The sequence below is a fragment of the Pedobacter segetis genome, from assembly GCF_016623585.1.
Classification (GTDB): domain Bacteria; phylum Bacteroidota; class Bacteroidia; order Sphingobacteriales; family Sphingobacteriaceae; genus Pseudopedobacter; species Pseudopedobacter segetis.
Map to the genome: position 1 here is coordinate 102,811 of NZ_JAEHFY010000011.1, position 18,237 is coordinate 121,047.

At 36.9% G+C, this 18,237-nt stretch carries 15 protein-coding genes and 1 tRNA gene; 7 read left to right on the forward strand and 9 right to left on the reverse strand.

Features of this window, described 5'->3' with window-relative positions; genetic code table 11:
- The first annotated feature begins 190 nt into the window (after positions 1–190).
- The 3 genes from I5M32_RS09150 to I5M32_RS09160 all read left to right on the forward strand — a co-directional run bounded on the left by I5M32_RS09150 (position 191) and on the right by I5M32_RS09160 (position 6,585).
- Positions 191–3,220 (forward strand): glycosyltransferase family 117 protein, encoded by a 3,030-nt coding sequence (locus I5M32_RS09150; RefSeq protein WP_200585925.1) that lies wholly within the window; start codon positions 191–193, stop codon positions 3,218–3,220.
- 165 nt (positions 3,221–3,385) lie between these two features.
- Complete coding sequence (locus I5M32_RS09155; RefSeq protein WP_200585926.1) at positions 3,386–5,677, forward strand: Tex family protein; 2,292 nt, start codon at positions 3,386–3,388, stop codon at positions 5,675–5,677.
- Positions 5,678–6,033: 356 nt separating this feature from the next.
- Positions 6,034–6,585, forward strand: a complete 552-nt coding sequence (locus I5M32_RS09160) for an NUDIX hydrolase (protein WP_200585927.1) — start codon at positions 6,034–6,036, stop codon at positions 6,583–6,585.
- Positions 6,586–6,629: 44 nt separating this feature from the next.
- Here I5M32_RS09160 and I5M32_RS09165 read toward each other — a convergent pair whose 3' ends face one another.
- The 3 genes from I5M32_RS09165 to I5M32_RS09175 form a co-directional block, all read right to left on the reverse strand.
- Positions 6,630–8,006 carry a mercuric reductase gene (locus I5M32_RS09165; protein ID WP_200585928.1) on the reverse strand — a complete coding sequence of 459 codons (1,377 nt, stop codon included), beginning with the start codon at positions 8,004–8,006 and terminating at the stop codon, positions 6,630–6,632.
- Positions 8,007–8,132: 126 nt separating this feature from the next.
- Positions 8,133–8,372 carry a hypothetical protein gene (locus I5M32_RS09170; protein ID WP_200585929.1) on the reverse strand — a complete coding sequence of 80 codons (240 nt, stop codon included), beginning with the start codon at positions 8,370–8,372 and terminating at the stop codon, positions 8,133–8,135.
- 61 nt (positions 8,373–8,433) lie between these two features.
- On the reverse strand, positions 8,434–8,910 hold the full coding sequence (locus tag I5M32_RS09175; protein ID WP_200585930.1) for an Lrp/AsnC ligand binding domain-containing protein: 477 nt from the start codon (positions 8,908–8,910) through the stop codon (positions 8,434–8,436).
- 164 nt (positions 8,911–9,074) lie between these two features.
- Between I5M32_RS09175 and I5M32_RS09180 the strand changes: the two genes are divergently transcribed.
- The 3 genes from I5M32_RS09180 (at position 9,075) to I5M32_RS16855 (ending at position 9,815) form a co-directional block, all read left to right on the forward strand.
- Positions 9,075–9,186, forward strand: a tRNA-Asp gene (locus I5M32_RS09180).
- Between the two features lie 353 nt (positions 9,187–9,539).
- The gene (locus I5M32_RS17000; protein WP_394370317.1) at positions 9,540–9,662 is read left to right on the forward strand and encodes a nucleotidyltransferase domain-containing protein; all 123 of its coding nucleotides are present in this window, start codon (positions 9,540–9,542) and stop codon (positions 9,660–9,662) included.
- Positions 9,663–9,683: 21 nt separating this feature from the next.
- Positions 9,684–9,815, forward strand: a complete 132-nt coding sequence (locus I5M32_RS16855; protein ID WP_262895596.1) for a hypothetical protein — start codon at positions 9,684–9,686, stop codon at positions 9,813–9,815.
- A gap of 99 nt (positions 9,816–9,914) precedes the next feature.
- On the opposite strand, the gene I5M32_RS09190 is transcribed toward I5M32_RS16855, so the two are convergent.
- The 6 genes from I5M32_RS09190 to I5M32_RS09215 form a co-directional block, all read right to left on the reverse strand.
- On the reverse strand, positions 9,915–10,400 hold the full coding sequence (locus tag I5M32_RS09190) for a DUF4920 domain-containing protein (protein WP_200585931.1): 486 nt from the start codon (positions 10,398–10,400) through the stop codon (positions 9,915–9,917).
- 137 nt (positions 10,401–10,537) lie between these two features.
- Complete coding sequence (locus tag I5M32_RS09195; RefSeq protein WP_200585932.1) at positions 10,538–11,203, reverse strand: MOSC domain-containing protein; 666 nt, start codon at positions 11,201–11,203, stop codon at positions 10,538–10,540.
- 30 nt (positions 11,204–11,233) lie between these two features.
- Entirely contained in the window at positions 11,234–12,112 is an 879-nt protein-coding gene (locus tag I5M32_RS09200) for a UbiA prenyltransferase family protein (protein ID WP_200585933.1), read from the reverse strand.
- Positions 12,113–12,176: 64 nt separating this feature from the next.
- Positions 12,177–13,415 carry a metallophosphoesterase gene (locus tag I5M32_RS09205; RefSeq protein ID WP_200585934.1) on the reverse strand — a complete coding sequence of 413 codons (1,239 nt, stop codon included), beginning with the start codon at positions 13,413–13,415 and terminating at the stop codon, positions 12,177–12,179.
- A 183-nt stretch (positions 13,416–13,598) separates the two neighbouring features.
- Positions 13,599–15,089 carry a MoxR family ATPase gene (locus tag I5M32_RS09210; protein ID WP_200585935.1) on the reverse strand — a complete coding sequence of 497 codons (1,491 nt, stop codon included), beginning with the start codon at positions 15,087–15,089 and terminating at the stop codon, positions 13,599–13,601.
- A gap of 153 nt (positions 15,090–15,242) precedes the next feature.
- On the reverse strand, positions 15,243–16,340 hold the full coding sequence (locus I5M32_RS09215; protein ID WP_200585936.1) for a vWA domain-containing protein: 1,098 nt from the start codon (positions 16,338–16,340) through the stop codon (positions 15,243–15,245).
- A 478-nt stretch (positions 16,341–16,818) separates the two neighbouring features.
- Between I5M32_RS09215 and I5M32_RS09220 the strand changes: the two genes are divergently transcribed.
- Complete coding sequence (locus tag I5M32_RS09220; protein ID WP_200585937.1) at positions 16,819–18,162, forward strand: DNA recombination protein RmuC; 1,344 nt, start codon at positions 16,819–16,821, stop codon at positions 18,160–18,162.
- The last annotated feature ends 75 nt before the right edge of the window (positions 18,163–18,237 follow it).

Consider the following 18,237-nt stretch of genomic DNA (forward strand, 5'->3'; position numbering starts at 1 on the left):
TGCCATTTAGCAAATAGCAAAAAAAGATGTATCCGCCAGCTGGCGAAGTGTTAAAACGCCCAAATCATTAATTATCTTTTATTTTGAGCTATTGTTGATCTTAAAAAACCATCTGTGGTTAATAAATGTTAAAATGCCTTTAATTTGAATACAATTAGTTATTTTCGGCGGTTAAAAGATTATTTTCGAAATGACCTATACAAAAATCAACAACCTACTAGGTTGGCTAGCCTTTTTAATCGCATCAACGGTTTATATTTTAACCTTAGAGCCTACCGCAAGCTATTGGGATTGTGGCGAGTTTATCTCTGCCGCTTATAAATTACAGATTGTACACCAGCCTGGCGCACCCTTGTTCTTAATGATAGGGAAAATCTTCAGCCTATTTGCCAGCGACCCCAAAAAGGTGGCTTATTGTGTAAATGTAAGTTCGGCTTTAGCTAGTGGTGCAACCATCATGTTTCTGTTTTGGTCCATCACGGCACTAGGGAAAAAAGTGGTTTTAAAGGCGGGCGTAATGCCTAGCACTTATCAATTAATTACGATAATGGGTGCTGGTTTAGTGGGTGCATTAGCTTATGCTTTTTCAGATTCTTTCTGGTTTTCTGCTGTAGAGTCAGAAGTTTACGCCATGTCTTCATTATGTACGGCAGTTGTGTTTTGGGCAATTTTAAAATGGGATGCACATGCTGATGAGCCTTATGCAGATAAATGGTTGTTGTTTATAGCTTATGTAATGGGTTTATCCATTGGCATCCACTTATTAAATCTATTGGCCATACCCGCAATGGCTTTGGTGTACTATTTCAGAAGAAATAAATTGGCCACCACCAAAGGGGTTTTTGTTGCCCTGCTTGCTGGTATCCTCATTTTGGGTATCATCCAATATGGTATTATCCAATACATGATCAAGATTGCTGCAAATTTTGATCTGCTTTTTGTAAATACATTTGGTTTTGGCTTTGGGTCTGGGGTGCTTTTCTTCGCTTTATTGATGATAGGTTTAACCATTTATTTAACCGTTTATTCTATAAAGAAAAACAAGCCTGTTTTGAATATGGCGATGCTTTCTTTTATCCTGATCATTTTTGGGTACAGCTCATTTGCCATGATCGTTATCAGGGCAAAAGCCAACCCAACTTTAAATAACAGCAATCCACAAGATGCTTTTTCTTTCTTAAGTTATTTAAATAGAGAGCAATATGGCGATAGGCCTTTGGTTTATGGCCAGTATTTCGATTCTAAGCCCATTGATACCAAGCAAGGTGCAAATCAATACAGAAAAGGTGAAACAAAATATGAAGTAACCGGGCAAAAGCAATCTTATGAATACGATAGAAATACTTTGTTCCCTAGAATGTACAGTGATGATTCTAATCATCCGGCGGTGTATAGGGATTGGATGAATTTAGGCCCTCAAGAAAGCCCAACTTTTGCTACAAACATTGGTTTCTTCGCCACTTATCAGGTTGGTTTTATGTATATGCGATATTTACTGTGGGATTATGCCGGCCGCCAAAACGATAGCCAAGGAATTGGAAATTATACCGATGGGAATTGGATAAGCGGGATTAAATTTTTAGATGCTTTACGCTTGGGAGACCAATCTGCTCTGCCCGAAAGCATCACCAAAAACAAAGCTTATAACAGGATGTTTTTCTTGCCTTTAATTTTAGGGCTTTTAGGTGCTTTTTGGCATTTTAAAAACAGCCAAAAAGATGCTGGGATCGTTGCGCTATTATTTTTCTTTACCGGCTTGGCCATTGTAATTTATCTAAACCAAACGCCAAGCCAACCGCGTGAGCGAGATTATGCCTACGTTGGTTCCTTTTATGCCTATGCCATTTGGATAGGTTTGGGCGTTTTTGCGGTAATGGATTGGCTCAAAAAAGTTGTCACGCCAAAAACGGCGGCAGTAATTGCAACCGTGGTATGTTTATTTGCAGCGCCAATATTAATGGCTAGCCAAGAGTGGAACGATCACGATCGTTCTGGAAAATCTACCGCAAGGGATTTTGCCAAGAATTATTTGGCCAGCTGTGCGCCAAATGCCATTTTGTTTACCTATGGAGATAATGACACCTACCCTTTATGGTTTGTACAAGAGGTAGAAAACTTTAGGCCAGATGTTAGGATTGTTAACCTAAGCTTATTTGATACAGATTGGTATATTGATCAATTGAGAAGGCCTTTTAACCAATCGGCCCCTTTACCAATGAGCATGAAGCCCGATATGTACAAAACCGGGACCAGGGATGTGCTTTTTTACCAAGACTTTAAACTGGAAGGACCCCAAGAGCTAAAGGATGTATTTGAGTTTTTAACATCAGATAATCCGGAAGCAAAAGTGGCCTACCAAAGTGGTAAATCTGAAAACTTTTTACCTACAAAAAGTTTTAAAATGACCATTAACCCAGCAGAAGTTTTAGCCACCAAAACGGTTAAAACAGTAAATAAAAGCCAAATTGTACCAGAAATGGATTGGACTTTCAGTGGCAATTATTTAACAAAAGGGCAATTGGCAATTTTAGATATTTTAGTTCATAACCATTGGAAACGCCCTATCTATTTTGCTTTTACCGTACCTAACAGCAACTTTTTGGGTTTAGATAATTATTTGTTTAACGAAGGTTTTGCTTTGAGGCTACAACCAAAGGTTAAAGGAAAAATCGCCTCAGATAGCCCTCTTGGAGAAACAGAAGTGGTTAACACCGATGTAATGTACAATAATTTGATGCATAATTTTGATTGGGGACCTATTAAAACCGCACCTTATTTAGATCCAGAATCTGAAAAGATGGTGTTCTTATCTGTAAACAAGTTTAATGAGCTGGCTAAAAACTTAATACACGAAGGCAAAGTAGATAGCGCAAGAAACGTGATGAAAGAATGCTTAAGGGTTTTACCTATAACCACTACTTACGACCCTAATTTTGCATTAAGTAAATTTGAGATGATTTCTAATATGTACAGCTTGGGAATGAAACAACAAGCCACAGATTTGTTAAAGCAAAGTGAAAAGCTGATCATTGAAGAGCTGGATTACCACGCAAGTATTATTGCCAGTAAAGAAAACTTGGCCAGCAGAGATATACAACTCAATCTTTTTGTACTCTCCCAATTTGTAGATATGACCAACAAATATGGCGAACCAGCTTTACATAAAGAGCTAGAAAGTAAAATGAAAACCTACGAAGCCACTTTCGGGATGGCGAGATAAGATTTAGATTTTTTTAAGATTTTGGAGCACAGCGGTAATTATCGTTGTGCTTTTTTTGTTTTAGGGAAATTATACATTACCCAAAAAATACTTTTCCATAAATGTGTACAAACCAATTCTAAAATAAGTTCTCAATTTCCCATCTTCGTACCACAAAAACAAAGCATGGCACAACAACATATATTTTTAATCGCACAAGAATTAAATATAGGCAGCAAACAGGTAGAAGCTACTTTGAGCTTATTAGATGAAGGCGCAACCATTCCGTTTATTTCTAGGTATAGGAAAGAAATGACGGGCAGTTTGGACGAAGTACAAGTAGCCAACATCCGTGATAGGGCGCAGCAATTACGTGATCTGGATAAAAGAAAAGAAGCTATCCTAAAATCTATTGAAGAGCAAGGGAAATTAACCGACGAATTAAAAAAAGCAGTTTTGGATGCCGAAACCATGACTTTGTTGGAAGATATTTATTTGCCCTATAAACCTAGGCGAAAAACAAAGGCTTCTATCGCCAAAGAAAAAGGATTAGAACCATTAGGATTAAGCTTGTTGCTTCAAGACGCTAAAAACCCAGAAGAGGAGGCGAAAGCTTTTATTGACATAGAAAAAGGGGTAAATACTATCGATGAAGCTTTGCAGGGCGCAAGGGATATTGTTGCAGAGATCATATCTGAAAATGCCGATGCAAGGGCCAATTTGCGTTTGCTGTTTTTTGATAAAGGGATTTATAAAGCCGAGGTTTTAAAAGGCAAGGAAGAAGAGGGAATAAAATATAAAGATTATTTTGATTGGAGCGAACCCGTTAAAACGGCACCATCTCACCGTGTTTTGGCCATGCGGCGTGGCGAGAAAGAACTGATTTTGAAATTGGATGCTTTGCCAGAAGAAGAGGCTGCCATACAGATTTTAGAAAATCAATTCGTTACGACCAACAATAAAAAATCGCAACAAATAAAGTTGGCTTTAAATGATTGCTATAAACGATTGTTAAAGCCATCCATGGAAACTGAAACCCGATTAAAATCTAAACAAATGGCTGATGAGGAAGCCATTAGGGTTTTTGCAGAGAATGCTCGTCAGCTTTTATTGGCAGCGCCCATTGGGCAGAAACGGGTTCTGGCCTTAGACCCAGGTTTTAGAACGGGCTGTAAATTGGTTTGTTTAGATCAGCAGGGCAAACTATTGGAAAACACCACCATTTACCCGCATACTGGTGCTGGGGTTGCCAAAGAAGCTGCACAAACTTTAAAGTATTTATGCGAGAAATATAAAATAGAAGCCATTGCGATTGGCAACGGAACGGCGAGCAGAGAAACCGAGGATTTTGTGAAGACGCAAAACTTACAAAATGTTTTGGTGGTGATGGTAAACGAGAGCGGAGCTTCTATTTATTCGGCATCTGAAACGGCAAGGGAAGAATTGCCCGATCATGATGTTACGGTTAGGGGCGCAATTTCCATAGGTAGAAGGATGATGGATCCCTTGGCAGAACTGGTAAAAATAGACCCAAAATCTATTGGTGTTGGGCAGTACCAACATGATGTAGATCAAAATAAATTACAAACCTCTTTAGATGATACCGTGATTAGTTGTGTAAATGCCGTTGGTGTAGAATTAAATACGGCCTCCAAGCAAATTTTAGCTTATGTATCGGGTTTGGGGTCACAATTGGCGCAAAATATTGTGGAGTATCGTAATTTACATGGTGCATTTAAAAACAGGAACTCTTTAAAAAAAGTTGCCCGTTTGGGCGATAAGGCCTTTGAACAAGCCGCTGCTTTTTTACGTATCAGAAACAGCGACCATCCATTAGATGCCAGTGCAGTACACCCAGAACGTTATGCCTTGGTAGAGAAAATGGCAAAAGATTTAAATTGTAAAGTGGCGGATTTACTGAATGATGAGGAGAAAAGAAAACAGATAGATTTAAAAAATTATGTTTCTGAAGAAGTTGGTTTGCCAACTTTAAAGGATATCATTGCCGAACTGGCAAAACCTGGGAGAGACCCCCGTGAAGCTTTTGAGGCTTTTGCCTTCGCCGATGGGATCAATAAAATAGAAGATCTGAAAGCAGGGATGAAACTGCCCGGCATTGTTACCAACATAACCAATTTTGGGGCTTTTGTTGATATTGGCGTACACCAAGATGGTTTGGTGCATTTAAGCCAGATGGCAGATAAATTTATCAGCAACCCAAATGAAGTGGTTAAAGTTTCGCAAAGGGTACAAGTTACCGTGGTTGAAGTGGATGTTGCTAGAAAGAGAATTTCACTGACCATGAAATCTGGGGAGAAAAAAGAAATCGCCCAAAAACCCGTAGAGCGCAAACCGTTTCAAAAACACGCGAATAAAGTGGTTCAGCAAAAAGCTGTTGTTATGAAAAAAGAACAACCAAAAGTTGCAGAAGGTGATATGCAAGATAAATTGAAAGCTTTAATGGGGAAGTTTAAATAGGCTGATTATGTTTTATGGCCCATAGCTTAAGCCATGGGCCATAAAAAGCATTTTGACCTTTAAAGGGATTTGCGTTAACGATAGGAACGGCATCCCCGCCTGTTTTCGGGCAGGCTTTTTTGTCTTTATGCGTAAAGCCAGTTGCAAAAAAAGAGTTAAAACGCCCAAAATATTTAACAGGAAAGATTTATTGTTGGTTAGCAGATGGATTAGTGCCTCGCTTTTAGGATGGGGAAATATATTAAAACTGATTTTGATGAGATCCCGATTAGCCAGCTGGCTAACGGAATAACATCGACAATGGATTTCTTAATTATATCGATAAAAAAAACCATTTAATTTTCTAATTTTAACACATGGCAATTTCTAAATGGAAAACACTTTCTTCTAAATATTTAGTGCAAAAACCTTGGGCAACTTTAAGGGTTGATGAATGTGAATTGCCCAATGGGAGGGTGGCGAGCGAATATTATGTGCTTGAATACCCAAATTGGGTAAACGTGGTTGCCGTAACTGATGATGAAAAAGTGATCATGGTGAGGCAATATCGCCATAGCGGAGATATTGTTTCTATCGAAATACCTGGAGGTGTGATCGATGGTGATGAAAAGCCCGTTGATGCCGCAAAGCGTGAACTTTTAGAAGAAACAGGTTATTTGTTTGATGATTTTGAATTGGTTTCTACCATTTACCCCAACCCCGCAACTTCTAATAATGTTACTTATTGCTATTTGGCCAAAGGCGGAAAAAAAGTGCAAGAGCAAGATCTAGATGAACATGAAGATATAGACATTGAACTTTATTCTGTTGCCGAAGTAAAGCAAATGCTGTTGCACAATGAGATCCCGCAAGCGTTGCATGTAACTGGTTTAACTTATGGGCTTTTGAAATTAGGTGTTTTGAAGTAAGCTTTTGCTGTTTTCCTTATGCTTTAAACCCTTTCTCCTTTTAGCTATTCATCTAATGACATAAAAAGATTGTTCAGCGATTCTGAAAAGAGGGGGTGGGCAAAAATATTGGACCTAATTTGCTCATAAGTGATATTCCCCATCATGGCCATTTGCAAAACCGACATGATTTCTCCACCTTGCTCGCCAATGATAGATGCACCTAAAATGAGTTTAGTACCCGCATCTACTATGGCTTTCATATAACCTTTGGTTTCGCCAGTTTCTAAAGCCCTAGCTACATATTTCATTTCTAACTTGGCCACTTTGTAATTCAATTTTTGCTTTTTAGCCTCGCCTTCTGTAATGCCAATGCGCCCTAGTTGTGGGTCTGTAAACATACAATATGGTACAAGCCTTCCTTTGGTGGTTTTGCTGCCATTTTTTAATAGATTATCGGCCAAAATTACATAATCATTGTAGGCAATGTGCGTAAAAGCAGGGCCGCCTTTAACATCGCCCAAAGCATAAATATTTTTTTGTGTGGTTTTTAGATGTTCATCAACTTCAATAAAACCCCTATCATTAGTGTTTATGCCAGCAAATGATAATTTTAGATTTTTTGTTTGTGGAGAGCGCCCCGCAGCCACTAAAATATGGCTCCCGGTAAAGTCTCTCTTTTTACCTTTAATGGTGGTGCTTACCGTTTTTTCATTTTTTCCCGAAACAGCAATTACTTCTGCAGAGGTGTGTATCTCTATGTTTTCACTTTTAAATATGTCTGTAATGGCAACACAAACATCATCATCTTCATGAGGCAGCAAAGTATCAGACTTTTCTAAAATGGTCACTTTCGCTCCAAAACGGCTCATCATCTGCCCAAATTCTAAGGCAATGTAGCCACCACCTATAATGATTAGATGTGTTGGAACTTCTTCTAATTCCATAATGGTGGTAGAAGTAAGGTAAGAAGTGGTTTTTATACCCTCTATGTTTGGGATGGTTGGCGAACAGCCCGTATTGATAAAAATAAGTTCTCCCTCTATGTCTATTGTTTCTTCTTTTGTATCGATTTTTATATGGTGCGCAGCTTCAAAATAGCCTTCGCCCATAAAAACCGTGATGTTTTTTTCTTTTTCTAAACCTTTGATCGCTCCGTTTCTAAAAGATTTAACGATTGCGTTTTTCCTTTCTAAAACGGTTGAATAATCAAGCTCGAAATTTTTTGGATTTGCGCCCCACTTTGCGCCGTTTTTTACCAAATATGCAACCCTTGCGCTGGCAACCATCGTTTTTGTTGGCGAGCAACCATCGTTTATACAGGTGCCACCGATCATTCTTTTTTCTATTAATGCTACTTTTTTACCTGCTTGGGCAAACTTTTTTGATAGTGGGATTCCTGCTTGGCCTGCGCCAATAACAATTACATCGAATTTTTGCATGATCTTAATTATGGAGTGAATGATAACCTACTAAAGCACATAAGATGCCATAATAGATTTGACAAGAAAACAAAACCCCTTTAACCAAATTAATGGTTAAAGGGGTTTTTAAAAGCTATCTTTAAATTATCCGCCAGTTTGCGGATGGGTAGCTTTTTTATCTTGCTTGGGCTCGTTTCTTATATCTGTAAATTGCCTTTTATGGTCTCCGTTTTTTTCTTTGTAACCGCCCTCGGGCTCCTCCTCGTCTAAATTCTCGTTTCTTCTTTGGGCCTCTTCTTTAGCCCTATTTATTTGCTCAATGGTTCTTTTATCGTCTGTTTCTTGCATGGGGCCAGATTCCCATTTTTTATCTTTTGCTTCCATGGTGTTTGAGTTTAATTCTTAGTATTAAATCAAACTTCTTGCCATTTAGCTTTTTAATAATCTATTTCAAAGTAATCTGTCTTTTGATGCTCTCTTCTAAAGAAATAAATGTTTCTGTACGCTGGATACCCGAAACCGCTTGTATTTCATCGTTTAAAACATATCTTAAATGGTTGGTGTCTCTACAAATAATTTTTGCAAACATAGAATAGCCACCCGTGGTATAATGTAGTTCTACTATCTCTTTGATTTTTTTTAGCTCATTAACGGCATCATGATAAATAGAACCTTTTTCTAAATAGATCCCTAAAAAAGCACAAATATCATAACCCACTTTTTGGGCATCTACAATTAGGTTAGATCCTTTGATAATGCCCAAATCCTGCATCTTTTTCATCCTCACATGTATGGTGCCGCCAGAAACGATCAATTCTTTGGCTATTTCTGTATAGGCGGTGGTTGCATCGTTCATTAAAATAGATAAAATATCTATATCCAAATTATCAATTTCTAAATTAGGTCTTAATTTATCATTCATGTTTTTATCGATTACTAATATTTAACAATTATAAATAAAAAATTAATAAAAATTAAAATATTTTGTTGAAATATTTGCAACGTATTACCAATAGCATTACATTTGTTCTATACAATAAGACAAACGGGCAAGCCGAATGTTAAAATTGAAAAAATAAAATACACTGTAGGGTGGTGAAATTGGCAGACACACCTCCTTGTCTCGGTGGCGAAGATTTGGGAAATAGCCGCAAGGTGAAATAACTGCTTCGTGTAGGTTCGACTCCTACCCCTACAGCCCTTTCGTTTAATTTAGGTTTATAATTGGTTAGTTTAAGCTCCACTCTCCCCGTTTGGAGCTTAACTGTTTTATAAGCTTTTTGAAATTGAAAAACTTAAATCTATAATTAAAACAGCTAGCATCTGAACATTTTAATATCTCCGTCAAAAAATTTCTATTTTCGGTAAAAGCATTTAAACTATAATGCTATAAATATCCAATATGAAAAAAAAATCGATACCACTTACTTAGAGCGTTGTATTGCAACATTAGACAAAGCCTACGGACTATTACTAAGCGCAGACCCAAACGAGATAGATGATGATAGGTATCGTTAGGCCTGTGTTAAAGAGTTTGAGATTATTTTACCTATACAAGTTTGGGCTTATGGCAGCCGAGTAAACGGAGATGCACATGTAGGCAGCGATTTAGATTTAGTGATAAGAACCCCTGACTTAAAGAGATTATCACTCGATATATTTTTGAATGTTTAAGAAAAAATACGGGAGTGTAATGTGCTGATTGTGGTACATCTTTTTGATTGGGCAAGGTTGCCAGAAAGTTTCCATAAAAACATAGAAGCGCAACATGAGGTGCTTTATGAAAATAAAGATATGATTTTTAAAGTGCCCAATGCAAAACCTTAAACGGCCGATTAATTTTTGAGCCTTAACTTTATGAAGCACTAAGGTTTGATCTAATAGATCATTTATTTTGGCCTTGCATAACCAGCCGAAAATTGATGACTACAATACCACCATACCGATCGCATCAAAAGAGATCATTCTTTTTGGGCCTTTTATTTTTGCTATTTCTTTTTCTGGGGCATCAATTTCTTGGGCGAGCTGCTTTTGTTGATCTTCGCTAAAAATATCGGTTTTGGCCATTCCTTTAATTACTACCGTTTTTCCTTTAGTGCTGTTGGGAATTTTAAATTTACCTTCTTCAAAATTTACCTTCATAAGGTCGTTATTGGGTAATTTAATGGTAACCCAATTACCGTCTTTATTGCAAACATTATTAACCACACCTTTAACGGTAACTTTTTCACGCTCGCCACCATGTACCAAATCTAATAAAGTACTTAATTCTCTAACGTTATTGTCAAGTATAGAGTCGCCGTAAACGGTTCCCTTAATGTTTTGGGCACCCCTTAAACGCACTTTTTCTCTATTAACGCATGAAGTAGCTAAAAGCGCAAGCAGCAATAGGGATAGAATATTTATTTTCATTTTTAATAACCAATGAGACAAATATCTATTTATTTATTAAAGCTTTACATTATTTCTTACTAATAAGACAATAAATTTACCAATGACTTACAATAGGCAATAATTTTGATGCTTAAAATAACCGGTAAAACCTATTTTCATTTTGCCTTTCTTAATAATACCTCTAGTTTTTCTCTCCATTCTAAAGTGAGTTCTTTTAAATCAACCAAGCGTTCTAGAGCGGCTTTATTTTTAAAATCGTGGTAACGGATTTGGTTAACAAAAGCAACAGAGATCTTTTTTGGATGAGCTGATAAATGTACCAATCCATCGGTTTTTTTAACCTGCCCCTCTTTGATGGTGCGCAGATAGAAACCAGTAAAACCTGTATCTTGACAAAGTTTAGCGAATGGTTTATAGTTATATCTTATCCCGATGATAAAACAAGGCCCACGGGGTTCTGAAACTTCTACTATTGCATCTCCTAATTGATATTTATCGCCAATAAAAATATTTTCTTCTAAACTACTTTCTCCTTCTAGGGTTAGGTTTTCTCCAAAGGCGGCAAACCCTAAATCTAAATTTAATTCTTTTTCCCAATAGGCAAACCTATTTGCACTATAACAGCAAATCGCCTTATCGTTGCCGCCATGGTGTTTTTTATCTGCAACCATATCGCCTTCAAAACCCGTCATGCGTAAAAATATGTTTCTATCACCAATGCTTTCTTTTTTAAAAGCGGTTTTTACCGATTGATGATCGGCCACCAACTGTTCTATATTCCCTTTTATATTGATTGATTGTATGGAAATGTTTTTATTCATGATGAATGGTGATGAGGATTTCAAATTTACTCAGGATATAAGATTAAAGAAAAGCAATACTACGTATTGTAAAATCAAGGTTCCGTCTAAGTAAAAAAAATAGTAGTATTCATTTTTTTCCCATTTAGATTTAAAAATGAGCCAAGCAGTTAGAATAATGGTTAAAGTGAGCGCAAAAAAATCGATATTGAATCCGCCTGAGCGGAAGAAGAACAATAAAATCAGATAAACCACCAATAATATTTGGCAAAATAAATAGGCTTTTTTTTCGCCATAAACCGTTGCAATTGTTTTTAGTTTATACTTGGTGTCTTGCAGCATATCCCTAATATCAAAAGGGATAGTAATTGCTGTTACAAACAGTAATCTCTTAAAAATTAGAATAAATAAATCTGGTTTACTAAGGTTAATTTGTTGGTTAGCAGCAATTTCTAAATAGGGCAACCATACCGAACTTAAGGCCCAAACCAGAGCGATCAATAATAATTTTAGCCCTGGTATGTTTCTTAAACCGTATTTTGCCCCACCGGTAGAAAATAAAGGGGTAGAGTATCCTATTGAAATAATCCCTAAGAATACCAACAGTACTTGGGGCTTAAAACCCAATTCAAAAAAGCAAGGCATTAAAGCTAAAGCAGCCAAAACGGTAATGGCCAAATTAAGTTTATAATGGGCAAAGATCCATCGCACACGCCTATATTCTGAATTCTGTGGGTTTTTTGGTTTTTGGATGAGGATGCTAAAATTATAGGAAACAATGGTAGAAAAGAAGAGGCAACCTATGATGTACCAATTTATGGCAAAGCCTAACAGATGGTAGGTTACCAAACCTTGTGCTGCCGCACCCAAAGAAATAAAGATGTTGCTAAAGAGTAAAAAATCTAAAGGAAGCCGGAAATATCTAATCATTTTAAAGTGGAAAGCCAACGGTTTAAAGCTAGCAAACAGATTTTATATTTCTCAATAGAAAAAACTAACCTTTTTTTAATTCAAAAATAGTGATCTCTGGCAAAATACCAACTCTCCCCGGATAACCTAAAAAGCCGTAACCCACGTTTACGTATAATTGTTGGTTGCCTTCTTTATAAAGCCCGTCCCATTCGTTATATACATATTGTACCGGGCTCCATTTAACATATTCGCTTTCGATACCAAATTGCGCACCATGTGTATGGCCGGCGAAACTTGCATCAACGGTGGGGTATTTTGGCAATACTTCTGCCCGCCAGTGCGAAGGATCATGAGAAAGCAGTAGTTTTATCGGCAGATCATCGGTGTTTTTAATGGCCTCTTCCATTTTACCAAACTTAGGGAAACGGCCGGTACCCCAATTTTCGATTCCCAAAATACCAATTTCTGCTCCGTTTACTTTCAACCTGCGGTTTTCGTTCATCAATAGATCCCAACCCATTAATTGATGTGCTTTTTTAACATCTTCCACATTTTTTAATCTAGCCGCTTCGCTAGCCCATTTTTCATAGGTGCCATAATCATGGTTACCCAAGGTAGAATAAACGCCCAAAGGTGCTCTTACTTTAGAAAAAATATCTTGGTAATCTTTCATTTCGGTGGCTTTGCCATTTACCAGATCACCAGTAAAAAATATAAAATCGGGCTTTTGTTGCAATAGCATTTCTACACCGCCCAAAACCGCTTTTTTATTGTAGAAACTCCCAGAATGTATGTCGGATATCTGCCCCAACGTAATCCCGTCAAATTCTGATGGTAAATTTTTGAAATACAAAGTCTGCCTCCTTACCCTATAATCATAAGCACCATAGGCAATTCCCCAGGTTAACGATGCCAAAGGGATGGCCGCAACAGCTAAACCCGCTTTAACCAAAAACTCTGAACGCGGAATGGAATTTTCTTGCTTAACAACCTCTTTTTCAGGAAAAATTTTACCTTTTATCCATAAAAAAAAACGCCTTATATCATCTATAAACAAGAAAGGCATAAAAACCAGTTTGGTTACAAAGGTAATGAAGAAAGCCACCAAGAACACGGTTTTTATACTTAGGTATAGATTAAAAATCATGCTCAAATAAACCCCTAAGAGCAAGATCAAAGTATATCCCCACCAAATAGATTTTAAAATTTTTCGCTTTTTGATGTTCCAATCTCGGTAAACATTCATAATTGCTTTGAAGCTGTAAAAATCTATCAGCAAAAGCAAAAAGGTTATAATTATGAGTGGTATAACTCTTCCCATGTTCTTTTTAATATTTTTTGGCGTTTCCCGCAGAAAAAGAGTGTAGGTCCGCCAGCCGGAGGATAAATTTTTTTGTCCATTCTTCGACTTCGCTCAGAATAACAAAAAAAAGATTTTCACTGCAATCCCTAACCGCAAAACAAACAAATAGCCCACTATTAAAACCGTGGGCTATTTGTTTATTTAATATCTATCGTTAAAATCGTCTTCGCCATCTTCATCTGCAAATTCTGAACTGAACAAGCTATTGAACATATCCTTAAATTCATAGCCTTTTTCTAAATAGCCTTTGCTTACCAAAGAGAATTCTGCCAAGCCATGTAACACAAATTCCATATAAAGCAGTTTTTGGCTTTCGCTGATGTCTTTATGGAATTGTTTAACAACTTCCTTTAACCCCGGGACAGAGTTTAAAGCTTTTTTATATTCAACGTCGGTAATATCGTCTAATAAATTTAAGCTATTTCCACTTCCAAACCAGTTAATGATATCCGCATAAGGATTATCTTTTTTGGCTTTTTTCATTCTTTCTGGATCTGGGAAATAGGTTTGAAGTAATGTTTTTATCGCTTTTCCTATCAAAATATTGGCAACTTTTGCCGGTCCCTCTAGTTCTCCCTCATAAACCAACTCAATTTTGCCGGTTATTGCCGGGATCACGCCCAAGAAATCGCTAATTCTTACTACCGTACTTTTCTCGCCGTTGATCAACATCCTTCTTTCTGCATGTGAAATCAAATTTTCATAGGCAGAGATAGTCAGCCTTGCAGAAACCCCAGATTTTTTATCTATGTATTCAGAATTTCTAGCTTCAAAGGCTATTTGCTCTATTAAATCTTTAACCAAGCCATCTGCTTCAATCAGCTTTTGATTGGGTGTTATTAATGCTTCTTGTTGCGTAATTTTTCTAGAAATGGCAATAGATTTTGGGTAATGAGTTAAGATCTGGCTTTCGATCCTATCTTTCAAAGGTGTAACAATAGATCCACGGTTGGTATAATCTTCTGGGTTTGCCGTAAACACAAATTGTATATCTAAAGGCAACCTTAATTTAAAACCCCTAATTTGTATATCATGCTCTTGCAAAATATTAAACAATGCAACCTGTATCCTGGCCTGTAAATCTGGCAGTTCATTGATTACAAAAATGCTCCTGTGTGCCCTTGGTATCAAACCAAAATGGATTACCCTTTCGTCAGAATAGTTTAATTTTTGCGTTGCCGCTTTTATGGGGTCAATGTCTCCTATTAAATCTGCCACGGTAACATCCGGAGTAGCCAATTTTTCTGTATATCTATCGCTACGGTGCCACCAAGCAATTGGAGTTTCATCGCCATGTATTTCAATAGTGTTTTTACCCGCCCAACTTATCGGGTTTAAAGGATCATCGTATAATTCAGAACCTGCAATATAGGGGATATACTCATCTAACAGGTTTACCATTAAACGGGCAATCCTGGTTTTGGCTTGCCCACGCAAACCCAATAACAAAATGTTATGGCGGCTTAAAATGGCCGTTTGCAGATCGGGCATAACGGTATCTTCAAAACCTATGATCCCCTCAAAACCCAAATTTTTATCTTTTAGCCTTGCAATTAGGTTTTCCCTTAATTCTTCTTTTATCGAACGGCTTTTATATCCCGATTTTTTTAATTCTCCTAGTGTCTTTATCATGTGCCTCATCCTAAATCCTTCTCCGCCAGCTGGCGTAGGGGGGACTTTCTAATATTATGGTGTGAAATTTATTGTTTTGATGTTAGTATTTCCCGTTTTGAATCTATTAAAAAAGTTCTTGTTTCTTGATACTTGGCTCTTAAATCTCATATCCTATCTCACCGTTTTTCTTCTATTCTTTATATAATCTTCAAAAATGTATTCGCCTAAACCTTTTAACGAACTGTAAAATGCCCTGCCGCCATTTACTTCGGTAAATTTCCTCACAAATTGTTGTAAGTAAGGGTCGCGGGCAATCATGAAGGTAGTGATAGGGATATTCAACTTTTTACATTGGGCAGCCATTGTCAAAGTTTTATTGATGACTTTCTTGTCCAATCCAACGCTATTTTTATAATACTTTAAGCCCTCTTTTAAGCAAGTTGGCTTACCATCAGTAATCATAAAAATTTGCTTGTTGTGGGTTTTTCTACGTCTTAAAATATCAGTAGCCAGCTCTAAACCAGCATAAGTATTGGTATGATATGGCCCAACTTGCAAATAGGGCAAATCTTTAACGGTTATCGGCCAAGCATCGTTACCAAAAACCACAATATCCAAGGTGTCTTTCGGGTATTTTGTTTTGATCAGTTCTGCCAAGGCCATGGCCACTTTTTTGGCAGGGGTAATCCTATCCTCGCCGTAAAGGATCATAGAATGGGAAATATCTATCATCAAAACGGTAGATGTTAGCGTTTTAAAATCTCGCTCTTCTACTTCCAGATCACGCTCCGTCATCATAAAATCACCGATGCCGTTATTGATCTGCGCATTTTGGATAGAGGCAGTCATATCTATCTGATCAGAACTATCGCCAAATTGATATTCTCTTCTATCTGCATTTTTTTCTTCCCCGGGGCCGCTTTTTGGGGTAGAATGGTTGCCTTTGCCAGATTTTTTTAATTTCCCAAAAATTTCTTCTAATGCCGATTTACGGATGGTTTGCTCCGTTTTGGCCGTGATATTGAAACCTCCACCTTTATCATCATCGCCCAAATAGCCTTTGCTTTTCAAATCTTCTATAAAATCGCCCATGCCATAATCATCTTTAGTGATGTTATGCTGCTTATCCAGCTCGTTCATCCAAGCTAAAGCCTCATTGGCATCACCGGCTGTATAGTTTAAAAGTTCTAAAAATAATTTCAGTAACTCCTCAAACCCGCCATTTGGTAATTGTTTAGGGATATATTTTGAAAAACCGTAACCTCTCATCTGCTATATTTCTGCCTTATTAACGTTTATGTAAAGTTAAAAGTTTGCGCCCTTAGACATATTATTTTTAGGTTATAGGGCTGTCATTTTATAAGGGTAAGGTTTGCCCCCAAATAGTGAAGACCTAAGAAATAAAGCAAAGCTTTTTAGAATAGCTACGAGAAAAAATATTTGTTTGTTTTAGTTCATTTAAGCGGTTCCTGTTTTTAGCATTACTTAATGTGCGAGTTTAAGAATATCTTTGCCCGCATGGTAAGCCCCGTATAAATCTACAAAAGGCACTTTACGAACTTCTTTTGATGCTATATAATTAGGGTTTATGGTTGGCAGGTATTTCTTCTCTACGTTGGTATCAAGCCAATCTATTAAATCAGCAAAGAGTTTTTTTGTTAAATTTGGTTTTTTAAATATCTCCTGCCTATTTGGTCTCGGGCTTTTCTCAAATTGTTATTACATTTGATTTTAAACAAAACCTTAAATGGATTTCATCCCAATCATCATATCAGTTGTTGTTCTTTTAATTTCTATCGTTTTATTTCTTAAAAAGCCAAAAACCATAAACGGAGTTACGATTGAAGAATACCACCAACTTAAAACAGAATTGGCCGTTAACGAGCAGAAGTTTTTGAGTGCAAAATTAGAAAGACAAGAAGCGGAACAAGGTTTTTTACTGCGCATCAATCGTTTAGAAGAAGAAAAAACAGAATTAATCGATCTTTTATCCAAAGAAAAGCAACAAGTTTCTAAAATTGAGGAGGCTTATAAAGCAGAGCAATATCGGTTGCAGCTTCAAGAAAAGTTCATAAACGATACGCAAACAAAATTCTCTAAAGATTTTGAACTGATCGCGGTACAAATACTCAAACAAAAAACAGCAGAGTTTACAGAAACCAACAGAACCAACCTTGATGTTTTATTAAATCCATTAAAAGAAAACATCAAAGCTTTTGAAGAAAAAGTAGAGAAAGTTTATAAATCAGAATCTGATGAGCGCAATGTTTTAAAAGGCGAGCTTTCTAAACTGATGGAGTTTAACAAGCAGATTAGTGATGAAGCACATAACCTAACAAAAGCTTTAAAAGGCGATAATAAAAAGCAGGGAAATTGGGGCGAGATGGTTTTGGATAAACTGATGGAAGGCTCGGGATTGTTAGAGGGCATCAATTATACCAAACAGAGCAATTATGTTGCTGCCGATGGAAATAGATTGTTGCCAGATATGGTGGTTTTTTTACCCGATCAAAAGCATATTGTTATAGATTCTAAAGTTTCTTTGATTGCTTATGAGAAACTGGTTTCCGCAGAAAGTGAAGATGATAGATCGACTTTTACCAAACAACATATTGCTTCTATCAAAGCACACATCACAGGTTTAAGCCTTAAAAATTATCAGGATCTCTATCAAATCAATTCGCCAGAATTTGTGCTTTTATTTATCCCGATAGAATCTTCCTTTGCCATTGCCGTTCAATATGATCAAGATCTTTTTGATTTTGCATGGAACAAAAAAGTGGTCATCGTAACTCCATCTACCCTTTTAGCTACTTTAAAAACCGTGGCCTCTATTTGGAAACAAGAACAGCAGACTAAAAACGCCATTGATATTGCCACAAAAGCTGGTCAGCTTTATGATAAATTTGTAGGCTTTGTTTCTGATCTACAAAAAATTGGCGACCATTTGGACAAATCTCAAAAAGTATATGGCGATGCCATGAGCAAACTAACTTTGGGAAGCGGAAATTTGGTAAACCGAGTAGAGAACTTGAAAAAATTAGGTGCAAAAGCAACCAAAGAAATTGATAGCAGGTTGTTAGAAGAATAAATTGGGAATTTAATCTTGGGTAATCGGGTATTTTAATACGCTATACCTTTTTTTGAAATTTATAGATTGCCTAAA

What these genes read in the sequence shown, in the direction of transcription:
- I5M32_RS09150 (WP_200585925.1), top strand. Translation starts at nt 191, where the DNA reads ATGACCTATACAAAAATCAACAACCTACTAGGTTGGCTAGCCTTTTTA.
- I5M32_RS09155 (WP_200585926.1), top strand. Translation starts at nt 3,386, where the DNA reads ATGGCACAACAACATATATTTTTAATCGCACAAGAATTAAATATAGGC.
- I5M32_RS09160 (WP_200585927.1), top strand. Translation starts at nt 6,034, where the DNA reads ATGGCAATTTCTAAATGGAAAACACTTTCTTCTAAATATTTAGTGCAA.
- I5M32_RS09165 (WP_200585928.1), bottom strand. Translation starts at nt 8,006, where the DNA reads ATGCAAAAATTCGATGTAATTGTTATTGGCGCAGGCCAAGCAGGAATC.
- I5M32_RS09170 (WP_200585929.1), bottom strand. Translation starts at nt 8,372, where the DNA reads ATGGAAGCAAAAGATAAAAAATGGGAATCTGGCCCCATGCAAGAAACA.
- I5M32_RS09175 (WP_200585930.1), bottom strand. Translation starts at nt 8,910, where the DNA reads ATGAATGATAAATTAAGACCTAATTTAGAAATTGATAATTTGGATATA.
- I5M32_RS09190 (WP_200585931.1), bottom strand. Translation starts at nt 10,400, where the DNA reads ATGAAAATAAATATTCTATCCCTATTGCTGCTTGCGCTTTTAGCTACT.
- I5M32_RS09195 (WP_200585932.1), bottom strand. Translation starts at nt 11,203, where the DNA reads ATGAATAAAAACATTTCCATACAATCAATCAATATAAAAGGGAATATA.
- I5M32_RS09200 (WP_200585933.1), bottom strand. Translation starts at nt 12,112, where the DNA reads ATGATTAGATATTTCCGGCTTCCTTTAGATTTTTTACTCTTTAGCAAC.
- I5M32_RS09205 (WP_200585934.1), bottom strand. Translation starts at nt 13,415, where the DNA reads ATGGGAAGAGTTATACCACTCATAATTATAACCTTTTTGCTTTTGCTG.
- I5M32_RS09210 (WP_200585935.1), bottom strand. Translation starts at nt 15,089, where the DNA reads ATGATAAAGACACTAGGAGAATTAAAAAAATCGGGATATAAAAGCCGT.
- I5M32_RS09215 (WP_200585936.1), bottom strand. Translation starts at nt 16,340, where the DNA reads ATGAGAGGTTACGGTTTTTCAAAATATATCCCTAAACAATTACCAAAT.
- I5M32_RS09220 (WP_200585937.1), top strand. Translation starts at nt 16,819, where the DNA reads ATGGATTTCATCCCAATCATCATATCAGTTGTTGTTCTTTTAATTTCT.